At 39.9% G+C, this 14,632-nt stretch carries 18 protein-coding genes; 10 read left to right on the top strand and 8 right to left on the bottom strand.

The annotated features are described in order from the left end of the window. Positions 1-21: 21 nt before the first annotated feature. Genes AAW12_RS25610 through AAW12_RS14435 form a run of 8 tightly spaced genes read right to left on the bottom strand, consistent with a single transcriptional unit; the run spans position 22 to position 5,772 of the window. Positions 22-966, bottom strand: a complete 945-nt coding sequence (locus AAW12_RS25610) for a hypothetical protein (RefSeq protein ID WP_053003720.1) — start codon at positions 964-966, stop codon at positions 22-24. 18 nt (positions 967-984) lie between these two features. Continuing rightward, positions 985-2,136 (bottom strand): type II secretion system F family protein, encoded by a 1,152-nt coding sequence (locus AAW12_RS14465; RefSeq protein ID WP_046674415.1) that lies wholly within the window; start codon positions 2,134-2,136, stop codon positions 985-987. A gap of 11 nt (positions 2,137-2,147) precedes the next feature. After that, a complete protein-coding gene (locus AAW12_RS14460) occupies positions 2,148-2,642 on the bottom strand; it encodes a type II secretion system protein J (RefSeq protein ID WP_046674320.1) in 495 nt (164 codons plus the stop codon). Beyond that, positions 2,639-3,016: a hypothetical protein gene (locus AAW12_RS14455; RefSeq protein WP_046674319.1), complete on the bottom strand. Its 378-nt coding sequence runs from the start codon at positions 3,014-3,016 to the stop codon at positions 2,639-2,641. The genes AAW12_RS14460 and AAW12_RS14455 overlap by 4 nt, the downstream gene beginning before the upstream one ends. Further along, positions 3,006-4,256, bottom strand: a complete 1,251-nt coding sequence (locus AAW12_RS14450) for a hypothetical protein (protein WP_046674318.1) — start codon at positions 4,254-4,256, stop codon at positions 3,006-3,008. The genes AAW12_RS14455 and AAW12_RS14450 overlap by 11 nt, the downstream gene beginning before the upstream one ends. A gap of 4 nt (positions 4,257-4,260) precedes the next feature. Further along, positions 4,261-4,905, bottom strand: coding sequence for a toxin-antitoxin system YwqK family antitoxin (locus AAW12_RS25605; protein ID WP_053003719.1), 645 nt, complete (start codon positions 4,903-4,905; stop codon positions 4,261-4,263). Continuing rightward, complete coding sequence (locus AAW12_RS14440) at positions 4,895-5,401, bottom strand: hypothetical protein (RefSeq protein WP_046674317.1); 507 nt, start codon at positions 5,399-5,401, stop codon at positions 4,895-4,897. The genes AAW12_RS25605 and AAW12_RS14440 overlap by 11 nt, the downstream gene beginning before the upstream one ends. Before the next feature lie 2 nt (positions 5,402-5,403). Further along, entirely contained in the window at positions 5,404-5,772 is a 369-nt protein-coding gene (locus AAW12_RS14435; RefSeq protein ID WP_046674316.1) for a hypothetical protein, read from the bottom strand. A gap of 350 nt (positions 5,773-6,122) precedes the next feature. On the opposite strand from AAW12_RS14435, the gene AAW12_RS25600 reads away from it, so the two are divergent. The 10 genes from AAW12_RS25600 to AAW12_RS25555 all read left to right on the top strand — a co-directional run bounded on the left by AAW12_RS25600 (position 6,123) and on the right by AAW12_RS25555 (position 14,622). Next, a complete protein-coding gene (locus AAW12_RS25600) occupies positions 6,123-6,932 on the top strand; it encodes a hypothetical protein (RefSeq protein ID WP_053003718.1) in 810 nt (269 codons plus the stop codon). Positions 6,933-7,128: 196 nt separating this feature from the next. After that, the gene (locus AAW12_RS25595; protein ID WP_156167656.1) at positions 7,129-8,007 is read left to right on the top strand and encodes a hypothetical protein; all 879 of its coding nucleotides are present in this window, start codon (positions 7,129-7,131) and stop codon (positions 8,005-8,007) included. Between the two features lie 58 nt (positions 8,008-8,065). Further along, the gene (locus AAW12_RS25590; RefSeq protein ID WP_053003716.1) at positions 8,066-8,782 is read left to right on the top strand and encodes a hypothetical protein; all 717 of its coding nucleotides are present in this window, start codon (positions 8,066-8,068) and stop codon (positions 8,780-8,782) included. A 50-nt stretch (positions 8,783-8,832) separates the two neighbouring features. Continuing rightward, positions 8,833-9,483, top strand: a complete 651-nt coding sequence (locus AAW12_RS25585) for a hypothetical protein (protein WP_053003715.1) — start codon at positions 8,833-8,835, stop codon at positions 9,481-9,483. 121 nt (positions 9,484-9,604) lie between these two features. Continuing rightward, complete coding sequence (locus tag AAW12_RS25580) at positions 9,605-10,513, top strand: hypothetical protein (RefSeq protein WP_156167655.1); 909 nt, start codon at positions 9,605-9,607, stop codon at positions 10,511-10,513. Positions 10,514-10,516: 3 nt separating this feature from the next. After that, on the top strand, positions 10,517-11,392 hold the full coding sequence (locus tag AAW12_RS25575; protein ID WP_053003713.1) for a hypothetical protein: 876 nt from the start codon (positions 10,517-10,519) through the stop codon (positions 11,390-11,392). 10 nt (positions 11,393-11,402) lie between these two features. After that, positions 11,403-12,164, top strand: coding sequence for a tail fiber protein (locus AAW12_RS25570; protein ID WP_053003712.1), 762 nt, complete (start codon positions 11,403-11,405; stop codon positions 12,162-12,164). Between the two features lies 1 nt (position 12,165). Next, complete coding sequence (locus tag AAW12_RS25565) at positions 12,166-12,942, top strand: hypothetical protein (RefSeq protein ID WP_053003711.1); 777 nt, start codon at positions 12,166-12,168, stop codon at positions 12,940-12,942. A gap of 5 nt (positions 12,943-12,947) precedes the next feature. Next, complete coding sequence (locus tag AAW12_RS25560) at positions 12,948-13,694, top strand: hypothetical protein (RefSeq protein WP_053003710.1); 747 nt, start codon at positions 12,948-12,950, stop codon at positions 13,692-13,694. 4 nt (positions 13,695-13,698) lie between these two features. Further along, the gene (locus AAW12_RS25555; RefSeq protein WP_053003709.1) at positions 13,699-14,622 is read left to right on the top strand and encodes a hypothetical protein; all 924 of its coding nucleotides are present in this window, start codon (positions 13,699-13,701) and stop codon (positions 14,620-14,622) included. Positions 14,623-14,632: the final 10 nt, after the last annotated feature.

Raw genomic sequence — 14,632 nt, 5'->3', positions numbered from 1 at the left:
ACTGGACTTAACAGAGGTATTTTATCGGTTCATTTTTAATACATCAATTTCTTTTCTTAAACTTTCAATTTCTTGGTTGAGCGTTTTCATGCCCTTATTTTGTTGAATCAGGTACAAAGTCATTTCCTCAATTTTCTGTAGTAGCTTGCGATTCATCTCCCCTAAGGCGACACCATTTTCCTCGACTGATTTTGCAGGAGCTATATTTGGTAGATGTTTGTTTTCTTTTACAAAACTTGCAAGTGAATCCAAGGGCATCAGTTGATGATCTTCATTGAAGACAAAGTCCGGCCAGTCCGCAGCAGCAGTCGTCACCTTGATCTCGTGCGCGCGTATTTTACCGTTAACCGATAGTTTGTCCAATGGGGCGCTAGTTCCAATACCGACGTTACCGTTGTTAGCGGCATGTATGGCAAGGATACCGGGGATGCTTTCAATGGTATTTCCTACAACTAAACTCCAATTGAATGTCATGGGCAAAAGTCCTATTGCGTTTGGCTCATTGCCAGTTGTAATATAACTGTTGTAACCAGTGTTAAAATTAATAGAACGAATTTTTACATCCACAGCCAAAGGTGTCGCTACTCCTAAGGTATTAGTTGCTCTAATGCGAAATGCTTTTGTACCCGTATTATGATCAATCGTAAAATTCACGCCTCCAGATGTGTATACGTTATTATTTATACGAGCAGCTTCAAGCCATCTCGTAGGATTGGAGTGTGTGGAAGAAACGATATGTGTGGCTGCAGACGCTACGTTACCCCTCGTGTAAGCTATTGAAACTTCATAATAACCTGACGCACCTACTGCGATCGGTTTGGCTGAAGCGAATTCTATAAAATCGCCAACCTTGAAATCTGCAGGAAAAGTAACTGTAGTCTGGAAATAGTCATTCGCATTTTGCGCTTTGGCACAGTAGCTATATCCTAAAAGGAGCAGGACAATTGAAAAAATAAGCTTGTTCATAAAATATATTTTTTGTGGTTAAAAACTATTGCTCATTTGGAACATCGGGAGGTACATGGCGATGAGGATCAATCCAACGACCAAGCCCAAGAAGATAATAATAAAAGGTTCAAGCAAACTGGAGAGCGTAGAGGTCTTGTATTCGACTTCTTCCGTCAACTGCGTGGCAATCTTTTCAAAGAAAAAATCCAGCCGGTTAACCTCCTCGCCAACACGGATAAGCTGGACGGTCTTGGCCGGATAAAAAGGATATTTGGAAAGTGCTGCGTGCAGAGATTCGCCCTGTAGGATTTCTTTTTCGGCTCCTTCCAAAGAATGTGCTATCGGGTAAAAGTCGGTCATCTGCTGCACCAATTGGATAGACTGCAACAGCGGCGTATTGGTGCTGACCAATAGACGCATGGTATTAGCGAAACGCGCCAAATGGACCTTGCGAATAATATCGCCAAATAGTGGAAGTCGCAACATAATCCTGGAAGACCACTTCCGCCACCACAGCTGCTTCTGGTTGAAACGGATAAATACAATAAGACCGACAAGGACTAATACACCCCACCAGAACGTACGGTCCATAAATTGGGAGACTTTTAAAATAAACGCTGTAATGGCCGGTAGTTCGCCACCGAAACGTTTGAAAATATCCGAAAACATCGGCACCACAAACTTGAGCATAAACAGTACCGCCCCCATCGAGGTGCTTAACACAATGACGGGATAGGTGAGTGCTGAAATAATCTTGCGACGCTGCCCAATCTTGCTTTTATAGAAAGAGGCCAATTCTTTCATGACCTCGCCAAGTTTCCCGGTCTCTTCCCCAATCCGTAAACTGAAAAACTCGTAATTGCTGAATTTTCCACTTTTACGGATGGCATCTGAAAGGCTATCGCCTACGAGGACATTGCTCTTGATTTCTTGGAACAATTTGTTGTCCTTGCTGTTTTTCTGATCCAAAAGGACGAGATCAAAAGCTGTTTTAAGGTCAACTCCAGATAAGAGCAGGGTGCTGAATTCGACATAGAACTCTTCTTTTTTCTTGTCGGGAAGCTGGCCGTTGCCAAAGCTGATGTCTTTGTTCAGAAAGGCCAAAATATCGCCAGCCCCTTCTTTTTTCTTAGGGGAAGTTGGCTGTTCGGGCTTCTTCTTATATTTTGAGATATCAATTGAAGGCATAGACGAATACATTAATTAGTGATCCCCGATTCAAGCTGTAAAAGTTGCTGAGCCGAATAGATCTTATGGTAATCAAATTGATGTTCTTTATTTTCAAACCGGATATTCAGGTTAATATGGTCTGTCAGTTCTTCCGATGGAAGATGCTGTATCCTTGGCGTCATATCCAGATTGACAGTTTGAATTAGAAAAGTATCTTTATGCACGATGTTATGATTTCTCACAATGAATTTAGGTGAAAACTCATAACTGATATTTCCAAATTCATTTTCGCAGATCAGACCATTTTCGCTTGTTTTTAACCAAACCGATCTATTGATGTCCTGTTCCAGCAGATGTTTGAAGAGGCTGTAGGAGAAGCGCTCCTGTCGTTGCTTTTGCTGCCGTAGGAAGAGCTGTTGAAAATATTGAAACATATAGAAAGCCATACCGATACTGATGGCTGAAATCAGCATGGCAATGGTAAGTTCCATGAGGGTAAAAGCCTTTAACTTTTGTTTTCTCATTGCTGACCTCCTACGGTTGTTTTATTTTCAATATAGCGTATCAGGCTATCGATTACTTTTCCTTCCTCAGAGATCGCATAAACAGCTAGACGCGAACGGTCGGGATGCCGTTCAGCTTCCCTGAGCTGGTAGCCCAATTTTATACTATCCTGCAAGCTTTCCCCCTCGGTGTTACCATCAAACCCATTGGCTTCTAGCTGGCGGCTCCAAAGCATCATCTGCTCCGTTGTGCTCTTTCGTGTTTCACTTCTGGAGGCTTTGGTCAGGTTGACGAAAATCAACATGCCGATTCCAAATATGATCAGGATAATGACCATGGATACAAGTGTTTCCACCAGGGAGGAGGCTTTGAGCCGAATCATTTTATCCCCCATAGCTATACCACTTTAAAGGTTTATTAACCTGTTTTTTTTGATCCGCTATCTGTAAATAGGAACTCAGGAAGTGGGGGGATAGCTTGCTGCGGTCAAATTTGATATTGACTAAAAAATTCTCGTACATAGACGAAGGGCTTTTGTACAGAAACCGGTAACAAGCTGTTCGCCCTATGACCTGTAGACCTTTGCTATAGTCCAGAAGACCATATACAATAAGGTCTCCCTGAATAGTGCAGTCTTTTCCAAGGCTCGCAGCTGATGGCATATCGGAGCGTTTGGGCTCGTATAAGAGTACTGTTCCGGCAACGTTGCAATTGTTGCCTATTCTCAAGCTAGTTCGTTTACCTTCGGCACCGATAACTGCTGCGGTCGATGGATACTGAAGGGAAACATTATCTTCCAATATCAATGAGTCGGTGGCAAAGAACTGCGCAGCGCCTTTAAATCCTTTTTCAATACGAATACAGGGGGCAATCACTAAGATATCTTGTAAAAATGCTGTCGCAGGAATGATGATTGTTGTGTCCGATAGCAATTGAATATTACCCATCAGACTATCACTGATCTGTCCCTGACCTGCAAGGAGATGATAGCGCAAAGTGCGCTGATGAAAGGGATTTTTGTTTGTGGTACCCAGGGGCAGCGTCTCGCCCTTCAGACTGTCTTGTTTGAGTAAATCCTGCAATGCTGTTAGACGTTTGGTATTCAGTGCCTGCATCTGTCGGTCGCTGTCTTTGCTCTTCCCTTCGACGATCTTCTCATTGCCTTTAAAGTATTCGCCGTCAACATAGGATGGTCTGACTCCAGATTTCGGGATGAACGCAGTTCCTTTAATGACTGTTTCACCACTTACTGAAACTGGCCGGTCTTCATCTGTGATATACAGTACCGTTGAGTCGGTGGGGATTGCACCTAATAGAGCCGTTTTCATCAGGGAATCCTGTAGCATATGCGTGCGGACAACGGCAATATCATAAAGTCCCCATTCGTATTTCGAGAGATAGACCGAATCCCCCTGCTGGGTGACATTGGTCAGTGCGGTATCCAGTGCGTAGGGGAAATTGGTGGAGGTAACCAGACTATATCCGGCATCAACCTGCTGTCTCAGCTGTTCTTTCCGGTTAAAACGGGCATCCTGGTCCCGAAAAAAGAAAGCAAGATAGATCAAACTTCCCAAAAGTACCGATACGATAAGGGAAATGACCAACACCAGATATAATGCTGCCGCCTTGAGCATAGTTTTAGGAATTAGGGGTTACCGGTTCGGGCTGATTCTCTTTCTTTTTAAACCATTTATTGATCTGGTCACCGATCAGCTTTCCAGTCTTGCGGAAGATATTGTTGTTTTGAAAAGCTTCTTTGGAAATTTCCTTTCCCAGGTCAAAATATTGGTAACTAATGATATCGCTTGTTTTGTTCTCTATGCTACCGTGCAATTTACCTTCTTTTAGATAGCCGCGTTGGATCCAATTTCCCTGCTCATCGTAACGTACAAAGGGGCCTTCTTCAATGTTCGCCATCCAATTAGATTCACTTTTGAGATTTCCGTTTTCGTACCAATGGCGCCAAACGCCTTGTTTGAGTCCTTTTACATATAATCCCTGTTCGGATAGATTTTTATTGGGGAAGTAGTGTGTAAACTGCCCATTGAGAAGTTTTCCCGAATAGCCACCCATAGTTTTGTGCAGCTGATTGCTTTCGTACCAGACATAGGTTTTATCGCTATTAGGACTGATCTTAATGTTGTCGGCATAGCATATGGTCTTGCTTCCGTCATTGAACGAAATGGTGAATCTCCGAAAGATGGCGAGTTCTTTAACCTGTGCCTGACAGATGATGGAAATCATGAAAAAGAAGATCGTATACAGAATTTTTTTAGTTGTCATTTTTAAATATTGTCTTGTTTTTACCGTAAGCTTTGATGGTAATCTGCTCTTGGTTAATAGCTGTCAATTTAACCCCATGCTGTTCATCGCCGACATTCATCATATATTGTTTGTCCATGATGGCGACGATGGCCGTAGGTTTCTTGTCGTTTAGATTTTCGATAAACCCGATATAGCGCACATTGATTTGCGGTTCGGGCTGATAAGACTGAACCGGTGGCGCGACATAGTTGTTTACGGCGGGCGTTACCGGTGCTGAAGGGACGGTATCGGCAACGACATTTTTTAACATGGGATCAGGATAGTTTAATAGCAAAGCGGTTGTTTTCTTTTGATTGTAAAAACTGAGGTCGCTCACATTTTGGACAAAGTTCTTTTGTGCCTGTCGAGGACCCTGATCATCATCAGAAACTGCTGCAAAAATCTTATATATAATATAGCCCCAAAGTCCAACGACCAAGGAAAGCAATATATATGTCATCGCTTTGTTTTTCATCTTTATTTCAAGCTCGGCAAAATGGTGATCTGGCGTTGTTTGAAAAGACCTACACTGCCCGAATTTTCCGGTCGCACGCGCCAGGTATATTTTCCTGGACTTACTGTAAGATTAAGGTGATCCAATGTGGTTACCGTGTCTACTATTACTTTTTGAATAGAATCAAAGTTTGGACGTGCAATTTGAAGCCGATATTTGTCTGCGTCCTGGTGATTTTTCCAATAAAAGCTCACGACACTGTCTTGTGTGGAAAGGCTGTCCATCGGCGCCAATAGTTCGACACTTTCTTTCTCCAAAGGATATTCTATAAATTCGGAACAGGCAGCAAAGCAGCAGGAAAATAGTAGAAATATAGCTAAAAATCTTTTCATGTAATATTAATGCGTTAAGTGTTGTAAATCTACACAAATTTTTACTTAAAGGTGTGATGATGGGGATAAATAGATCGTTCTGCCTTTTAAATACAGGTGATAATTTTTAAGCATAATTGGCAATAAGCTTCATATAATTAATTTAAAAATAATAATAAAGTATGTTTGTGAATTTATAAATTTGTATTTATAAATATATCAATAATTTATTAACCTGTAGCGAGTTGTGTTTGTTTGAGGGAAAGTTAAGGTCTATTGCATTAGGCTGAGAAGAGATGACAGGGGGCAATTGCCGGAATCGGCGGGTGATCCATTTCGCATGACTTAAGCTAACCGAAATAAAAAAATGTATGAATAAAATTCTAGGTTATCAGATTATTTTCCTGTTGCTTTTCCTCGTTGGTATTTCCAATTCAATGGCACAGACATCAACCTTTATCAAGACTGTGAGTGTAAGTGCTACGGCCAAGGTTGAACTTACAGATGCGGGTGGGCAACCATTGAAGATCGGCGGCCTTTACCGTGTAAAACTAGCTGTCAGTCCGACAGGTACGCGCACCGGTGCTGAATATCTGGTGTGGTACGACTCCCCGACAACAACTTGGCAAATCAGGGCAGTGGCACTCGCAGGTTCAACGTCAAATCATCCTTTGCTTATCGTGGAGGATAATGTTGTTAAAGTGTATACGAATCATGCTAACGGGTATGCTGTTAAAGCATTTGTTGAATTTTACGATACAGGTAATGGTACCGTTGTGCCGCAATTTTTTGGTTCATCTTTTCAGTGGCAGCGAAATGCCGCTAGTTTATTTTATTTGGATGGTAACGTGGGGGTTGGAACAGAATCGCCTACAGAGAAACTGTCGGTCAAGGGTAAAATAAGGGCGCAGGAAATTAAAGTTGAGACGGCCAATTGGCCGGATTATGTGTTCAAGAAAGATTACGGATTAAGAAGTTTAGATTCATTGCGATTGTTTATACAAGAAAATGGTCACCTACCGGAAGTGCCTAATGCGGACAGCGTGGAAAGTGAAGGGATATCTTTAGGCGAAATGAATAAGATATTGTTGAAGAAAATTGAAGAGCTGACCTTATATTTATTGGAAAAAGATAAAGAAATAGCGGAAATAAAAAGTGAGCTTAAAAAGAATAAAAATTAAAAATTTGTGAAGTATGAAGAATCATCATTAAAAATGTGGGTGACTAAAATTTTTATACCATTATACCTGTAATTTAACAAGAAAATAATTTTGCATATTTTGCTAAATAGTTTAATTTTGATTTGAATAGATTCTCTTGGTGGCCTTATGAGAATGTGTTTCTCAGCTTAAAATTAACTTATTTTATTTTCGAAACGTGATTACCAGGTATTTAATTGCTCTTTTGAGTCTACTGGTTTCCTTACAGGTGGAAGCGCAGCATTTTTTTGAAAAATCATTTCAAACTTCGTTTAATCAGGGTGTCTCCAATGAGGTTTGTTATATACGGATTCCTCCAAATATCAATATTTACGGAACAATGGAGATACAAATTACAGGAGGATACAATAACCAGCTAAATAGGGGTGTTTTAATAAAGCGCATTGATATAGTATATAATGGTAGTTCCCAAGGCTATCTAAACCAATCTAGTGAAATTACAGAATCTTCAGAACCCTTGTCGTCCTATTGGGCTATCGGAGATTTTGATCCGGTAAACTCGCGAATACCGATATATCATCTCAACGCAATACACAACGATATTAGTGTAAAAGTAAAGATGCAGTTGTTGCATGAGGTTTCTATCCCCGCTTTACAAGCAGGTGTCACCTTGTCTATTCCCGTTGTTGGCGCTGGGGGAATTTCGCGACAATATAGATATTTTAATGACGAACGTATCGGAATAGGCACTACTACTCCTGAGTATAAATTGGATATTGTCGGGACAGCAAGAGCACATGAAATTCGTGTGAATACCCAAAAAACAGCTGATTTTGTGTTTGAGCCCGACTATCAACTTCAGGCCTTAGACTCTGTAAAAACGTTTATTCAGCAAAATAGACATTTGCCCGGGATTCCAAGTGCTCAACAGATGGAAAAAGAAGGTATCAATTTGGGTAATCTACAGATTGATCTACTTCAAAAAATTGAAGAGTTGACTTTGCATCTTATTCGGGCAACAGAGCGGGCCGAACATCAGGAAAAAAGAATTGCGGAACAAGAAAAACGGATCAAGGAATTGGAAAATCGACTGTAAGTATTTCTACAAATCTTTGAGATTTATAAAAATATATAACCAATTTAATAATAAGATAATGAATAAGATGGTATTGCTCGTCCTAAGCTTGATAAGCTTCCAGTACGGTAAAGCACAAAACAATAGTTTTCCAACTACAGGTTCAGTGGGGATCGGCACGACCACACCGCTGTCCAAACTCGAAGTAAGGGGTGGCAATTTTTTAATTAAGAATCTATCAAATACGGCCGGTGAATCTGTACCCATGATCAGTCAGTCTTTGAGTTTTGGCGATTACACGACGTATGGTACTTCAATCAATACGTTTACGGAAAGTGCTGATTATAACGCCTACGGTTTACAAATACTCACTCAAGAGACGTATGCAACCGGATTAACTGAAAAGTTGAGGGTGATGCCCAACGGAAATGTTGGAATAGGCAGTAAAAACCCACTAGCCAAATTAAGCGTAGACGGAAATATATTGGCTAAAGAAATCAAGATTAAAACAGATATTAACGTTCCAGATTATGTTTTTGAACCCGATTATAAGCTAGCCAGCCTGCCAGATGTAGAACAGTATGTAAAGTTAAATAAACACTTGCCTGATGTGCCATCCGCTAAGGAGATTGAGAAAACTGGCTTGGACTTGGCTGCAATGAATCTCATCCTATTAAAAAAAGTGGAGGAGCTGACCTTGCATCTCATTGAGAAGGAGAAGGAGATTAACGGGATCAAAGAAGGTTATGAATCGTTAGCCAAGCGGCTTGAAAAAATGGAAAACATGAAGAAATAGATTCTATTGGATCATAGTAGAAAACCGGTGAAAACGAATTTAAATAGTATATGAAAAAAATAATAAAGGGAATTATGGCGATTGTTGGTTTGTGTTTAACTGCTGACAATGTTTATAGTCAGGATGCACGTATTCTTATTGGATTGGATGGTCCTGCTTATGGGGTGAAAATCCTTTCCAAATTTCCCACCGGTACAGGTGGTTTTGCGCGGGGCTATAGCATCGCTAATCAGGATAATTCGGAAACCTATATTCAGCTCGGAACATTTGGAAATTATTTCGGCGGTATTTCAAATCTAACATATTCATATATTGGTCGTGAATATAACAATGCGTACATGGTGTTCAGACCGAATGGGGATATTGGTATTGGAACAATTAATCCTCAGGACAAACTTTCTGTAAACGGAAAGATTCGAGCTCACGAGATCAGGGTGACAACTGCTGCTGCTGATTGGCCCGATTATGTTTTTAAAACGGATTACAAGCTACCGAGTTTATCGGAAACGGAGCAGTTTATCAAACAGCATGGTCATCTGCCCGAGGTGCCTAAAGCATCGGAGGTAGAAGCAGATGGTGTCTTACTTGGTGAGATGAACAAGATCTTGCTGAAGAAGATCGAGGAATTGACTTTGCAAGTGATTGAATTGAATAAGAAGGTTGACCGTCAGGAGGAGGGAGTTAAATTGAGGCAAGATTAAAGTTGATCAGTTCAAGGTCTAGTTTTCCAGTTGAAACGCCCTCGTATAGTATTTTTTTTTAAACCACATATTAATTGCATAGTTTATGGTGAATATAAAACTATTTTTTATTTTCATGTATATGATGAGCATTAAGGCGCTTGTTTTTGCACAAACGGAAGTTATTGTTCCTCCCTCTAACCGTTCTGTATCTTCTTTGGAGAAGAATCTTCTTTTCTATGCAGACAAACGTTATAAAGTAACTCAATCAGGAAGTGTTAGCCTATCATTACCAACACTTTTTGATGGACAATTTTTTCCTTTCTATTCAACAGTTGGAATAAATCCGCAAAACCCATATGTTATTCTTATTGAAGATATTCCTGATTATGATGCACAGGAAGGAACATGGATCGGCTTGACTACACGTTATTATATGCCGACAAAATTTAAAATTGAAGTTTATGATGTGTTTGGAGGTGTTAATCAATGGCGTACTATAGCAGATGTAAACAATAATGCAGCTTGGCACTATATGGCTAAAATTTCACCTGGAAATATAAGACCTTCAAAAATTCGTTTCACTATTTATAACACCAATGATACCCAAAATCGTTTGGGAATTTCAGAGCTGTTTTACATTCAACCAGAAGTGACAAAAGCCTATGATGGACTTATGGTTCAATATAATAAGGACGGTAATGTTGGTATTGGCACTGATTCGCCTATGGCTAAATTAGCAGTTGATGGAAATATATTGGCCAAAGAAATTAAAGTCAAAACAGATATCACCGTTCCGGATTATGTATTTGAACCGGATTATGAACTTAATAGTCTAGATTATATTGCCGATTATGTAAGAACTAATAAGCATCTTCCCGAAATTCCTTCAGCAAAAGAAATTAAAAAGGATGGTTTGGATCTGGCTGAAATGAATCTGCTTTTGTTGAAGAAAGTAGAAGAACTGACGTTGCATGCTATCGAGAATGAAAAGAAACGGAATGAACTAGAGGCAAAGGTATCTAAACTGGAGCAACTTTTAACCAAATAAAATATGAAGAGCTTTTTTTGTTTAATTATACTATTAGGTGGGGCTGGTTTGCTCAATGCCCAGACGAACGTTTTTCCGACCACAGGGAGTGTTGGGATCGGCACAACCAGTCCTGCCGATAAATTGGAGGTCGCAGGTGGATTTGTGAGATCGGGTAATTCTTCATTTGGAAACTTTAATTTCCAATCGCCGAAAGGCTTTGTAAATTTTGGAGGGGATAATCATGGATCCCTGATTGTTGGGTCAAACATATACATCGATAATTCTGTTCAGTTAAGCACAAATTTGCGCATCGCAAATACTCACCCAACAATGGCGGGTGCTGGAATTTTACTGCCTGGGAATGGACAGTATTTTCAAGGATCCATTATTTTTCATACCAGCGAACCCGGGCCTACTACGGTAGAGAAACCATTTTATAGTCCAAGGATGATCGTTCATGCCAATGGAAATATTGGGATTGGTACAATGGTTCCACAAGCCAAATTAGCAGTCGATGGGAATATATTGGCCAAAGAAATAAAAGTCAAAACAGATATCACCGTTCCGGATTATGTATTTGATCCGGATTATGAACTCAATAGTCTAGATTATATTGCTGATTATGTAAAAACTAATAAACATCTGCCAGAAATTCCTTCAGCAAAGGAAATAAACAAAGATGGTCTTGATTTGGCTGGAATGAATTTGCTCTTGTTGAAAAAGGTGGAAGAACTAACGCTTTATGCTATTCAACAAGATAAAGAAATAAAGAGCCAGAGTTTGCGATCAGTAGAACAGAAAAACTTGTTAGAAGAGCAGCGTAAGGAAATTGCAGACATGAAGCGAATCGGAAAACTTTTGGAGCAACGTATCAGTCAATTAGAATCAAAAAAATAATTAAATAATAATGAATAAATATCTCAGCCTATTCTCTTTTCTGTTTAGCTTTTCAGCATTCGGTCAGACCAATACTTTTCCTGCCAGCGGAAATGTGGGGATTGGCACTACTGCACCACTGAACCCCTTGACAATCGCAACTCAAGCAAATAGTACAACAAGTGCTATTAAGATTGGCAAGTCAGGCGATTCGGGAAATATCAATGTGCCTCTGGGGAGCACCACCGGTGGGTATAATCTAGATTTTACGACATGGCGGGACTATAATCCAGATTACGTTGGTGCTCGAATTCGTGCAGAGAGGATTAATACATGGATCGCCAATAATGCCTTAATTCAATCGATGGACCTTGTTTTTTCAACGGGTGGTCCGGTTGATTATAGCCCACTTGCAGAACAATTGCGTATCAAATATAATGGTAATGTGGGGATCGGTACTCCTAATCCGCCAGAGAAACTCTCTGTCAAAGGTAAGATTCAGGCAGAAGAGATCAGAGTAACCACAGCAGTTACTGATTGGCCGGATTACGTTTTTGAGGAGGGGTATACGCTGCCAAACTTAGCGGAGTTAGAATCGTTTGTCAGGTCAAAAAAACACCTTCCCGATGTGCCTTCAGCTCAGGATGTTCAAGAAAAAGGTATTGAACTAGGTGAAATGAATAAGGTTCTTTTAAAGAAGATTGAGGAGCTCACTATGTATGTGATCCAACAACAAAAGGAAATTAAAGACTTACAAACCAAAATATCAGCTAATCCAATCATAAAAAAGTAATATGAAGAGAATTAAAATTTTGTTTGCACTATTGGCTTCCATAGTCGTTTTTACAGCACAGGCTCAAAATACATTTCCTACAAATGGAAATGTTGGTATTGGAATTCCCATGCCTGAAACATTTCTTCATCTTAAAACGAATGGAGCTGCAGCCTATCCGTCAAAATCTAGTCGTGGCAATATTATGCAGCTTTTCCAAGCAGATAACAATGATTTGGAAATAGGTGTATCCAATGCCCTTAATACCCGAAAGGCATGGCTCTTGGCACGTCATCTCTCTATTCCAGATTATGGACAGTATTATTCCACGCTACATTTGCAACCAAAAATCGACGAAATGGGTTTTTATCGAGGTGTAGCAATCGGTTATGAGGCATATGCCGACGTCCCTTATGGGGTCGGCTTGGCTGTGGAGGGAAATGTTGGCATTGGAACAATCAATCCTCAGGATAAACTTTCTGTCAACGGTAAAATACGTGCACATGAGATTCGGGTAACGACCGCAGTAGCGGATTGGCCAGATTATGTTTTCAAGTCGGATTATAAAGTGCCTCTTTTATCGGAGACTGAACAGTTTATAAAGACATACGGCCATTTACCCGAGGTTCCGAATGCTGCAGAGGTTCAAAAAAATGGTATTTTATTGGGCGAAATGAACAAAGTTCTTTTAAAAAAGATCGAAGAGCTGACGCTGATTATTATTGAAAAAGATAAACAGCTGAGCTCGCAACAGGAGCAAATAAATGAGATAAAGAAATTTGTAGGATTAAAAGATTAGTTTAAATGAACATCAAATCTATTTTATTGACCTTTTCGGTTTTAACTTTTTGTAGCGCACAGGTTTATTCCCAATCGAATACATTTCCTAGTTCTGGAGACGCGGGGATAGGGGTGCTTAATCCCTCTTCCTATTTTCATGGTGGGAACAACAGAGTTATGGAAATTTTTAACAATAATACTACTTTGCATAGTCAGTCCCATATTGTACTGAGCTCTGGTGCTTTGATGCGGGAAAGTTCAATCGGTTCTATTTCTTGGGTATCTCGAAATTCATCCGGATTCAAAGGTGTAGCTTATGTTTCTGCTTTACAGGCAACGGATGCAGCAGCAAATGCTATGGGGAATTTGGTATTTGCAACCTCCAACGGTTCATATTTCAATAAAATCACTATGGATTCCAATGGTAATTTGGGGATCGGTATCGAGGCGCCAAAAGAAAAACTTTCGGTCAATGGGAATATCCGTGCGCGAGAGATCAAAGTGGAGACTAGCAACTGGCCTGATTATGTTTTTAAACCGAGCTATAACTTAATCTCATTACATGAAACTGAGCAATTTATTCTGACAAATGGACATCTTCCAGATGTTCCCAAAGCGGAGGACATAGAATCAAACGGTCTATCGCTTGGCGAGATGAATAAAATATTGTTGAAGAAGATCGAAGAGTTAACCCTGCATGTGATCGAATTGGACAAATCGAATAGAAAACAGCAGGATCTTATTGAAACACTACAAAAGAAAGTTAAATAGCAATATGAAATATTTGAAGTTTAGATTTTTTATCCCCACGATAGTCTTTACATTATTTTGGAGCGTTCTAAACGCGCAAGTTACGACGCTTTATGGTGATTACATCCATAAGGTGATTAATTCAACTGAAAATGCAGACTATACCAAATCGTTGATTCTATTAAATGAAATTTATGATGGCACGCTGCTTTCCGATAATTATTTGATCGGTACAATTGCAGCCCGACGAGGTAGTACCAGCGCAGGAAATAGACTAAATGTGGCTAATATCAATAGTTCGTCAGCCTATAGCTCGACCTATGCTAACCTCATCTCGAATGATGAGGCTGATTATCTGTGGAAGCTTAAAACATGCCGATACAACGGTAAAAAATATCTTGCTTTGGAAGTTCCTTATTTGGCGGCCTATCATCAGAATGGATTTCAGTTTGTTGGTTGGGCGAAATCGTCGGGTCTTAGCTTAGAGTTTGTTGCGTATGAAAAAAATGGAATAGCACAAAATACCAGCATTTTGAAAGAGATAACAGATTTTGTTCCGAATAGAAAGATCAGCAATCATGTGTCTCGATTTAATGTACTGGGAAAGGTGGGGATAGGGACAGATGATCCACAAGCTGATCTCGCAGTAAATGGTGATATTTTAGCGAAACAAATAAAAGTTAAGACGGATATTTCGGTGCCTGACTACGTATTCGAGCCTGGGTATAAAATGAATACGTTGGAGCAGATCGAAGAGTTTGTTAAAACACATAAACATCTTCCAGAAATTCCGTCTGCCAAGGAGGTAGCGGCCGATGGTTTGGATTTGGCAAAAATGAATCTATTGCTTTTAAAAAAGGTTGAAGAACTGACTCTTCATTTAATAGAAAAGGAAAAAATGCTGTACGACGTCAATCGAAGATTAAAGAAAATTGAAAATAAAAACTAGAAATATAGCG

It is taken from the genome of Sphingobacterium sp. Ag1 (assembly GCF_000988325.1).
GTDB lineage: Bacteria > Bacteroidota > Bacteroidia > Sphingobacteriales > Sphingobacteriaceae > Sphingobacterium.
Note: the sequence above shows the minus strand (reverse complement) of the source record. Positions and strands in the feature narration are given on the sequence as shown.

Bases quoted from the DNA above. Each gene is read 5' to 3' on its own strand.
- AAW12_RS25610 (WP_053003720.1), bottom strand. From the start codon at position 966: ATGAACAAGCTTATTTTTTCAATTGTCCTGCTCCTTTTAGGATATAGC.
- AAW12_RS14465 (WP_046674415.1), bottom strand. From the start codon at position 2,136: ATGCCTTCAATTGATATCTCAAAATATAAGAAGAAGCCCGAACAGCCA.
- AAW12_RS14460 (WP_046674320.1), bottom strand. From the start codon at position 2,642: ATGAGAAAACAAAAGTTAAAGGCTTTTACCCTCATGGAACTTACCATT.
- AAW12_RS14455 (WP_046674319.1), bottom strand. From the start codon at position 3,016: ATGGGGGATAAAATGATTCGGCTCAAAGCCTCCTCCCTGGTGGAAACA.
- AAW12_RS14450 (WP_046674318.1), bottom strand. From the start codon at position 4,256: ATGCTCAAGGCGGCAGCATTATATCTGGTGTTGGTCATTTCCCTTATC.
- AAW12_RS25605 (WP_053003719.1), bottom strand. From the start codon at position 4,905: ATGACAACTAAAAAAATTCTGTATACGATCTTCTTTTTCATGATTTCC.
- AAW12_RS14440 (WP_046674317.1), bottom strand. From the start codon at position 5,401: ATGAAAAACAAAGCGATGACATATATATTGCTTTCCTTGGTCGTTGGA.
- AAW12_RS14435 (WP_046674316.1), bottom strand. From the start codon at position 5,772: ATGAAAAGATTTTTAGCTATATTTCTACTATTTTCCTGCTGCTTTGCT.
- AAW12_RS25600 (WP_053003718.1), top strand. From the start codon at position 6,123: ATGAATAAAATTCTAGGTTATCAGATTATTTTCCTGTTGCTTTTCCTC.
- AAW12_RS25590 (WP_053003716.1), top strand. From the start codon at position 8,066: ATGAATAAGATGGTATTGCTCGTCCTAAGCTTGATAAGCTTCCAGTAC.
- AAW12_RS25585 (WP_053003715.1), top strand. From the start codon at position 8,833: ATGAAAAAAATAATAAAGGGAATTATGGCGATTGTTGGTTTGTGTTTA.
- AAW12_RS25580 (WP_156167655.1), top strand. From the start codon at position 9,605: ATGATGAGCATTAAGGCGCTTGTTTTTGCACAAACGGAAGTTATTGTT.
- AAW12_RS25575 (WP_053003713.1), top strand. From the start codon at position 10,517: ATGAAGAGCTTTTTTTGTTTAATTATACTATTAGGTGGGGCTGGTTTG.
- AAW12_RS25570 (WP_053003712.1), top strand. From the start codon at position 11,403: ATGAATAAATATCTCAGCCTATTCTCTTTTCTGTTTAGCTTTTCAGCA.
- AAW12_RS25565 (WP_053003711.1), top strand. From the start codon at position 12,166: ATGAAGAGAATTAAAATTTTGTTTGCACTATTGGCTTCCATAGTCGTT.
- AAW12_RS25560 (WP_053003710.1), top strand. From the start codon at position 12,948: ATGAACATCAAATCTATTTTATTGACCTTTTCGGTTTTAACTTTTTGT.
- AAW12_RS25555 (WP_053003709.1), top strand. From the start codon at position 13,699: ATGAAATATTTGAAGTTTAGATTTTTTATCCCCACGATAGTCTTTACA.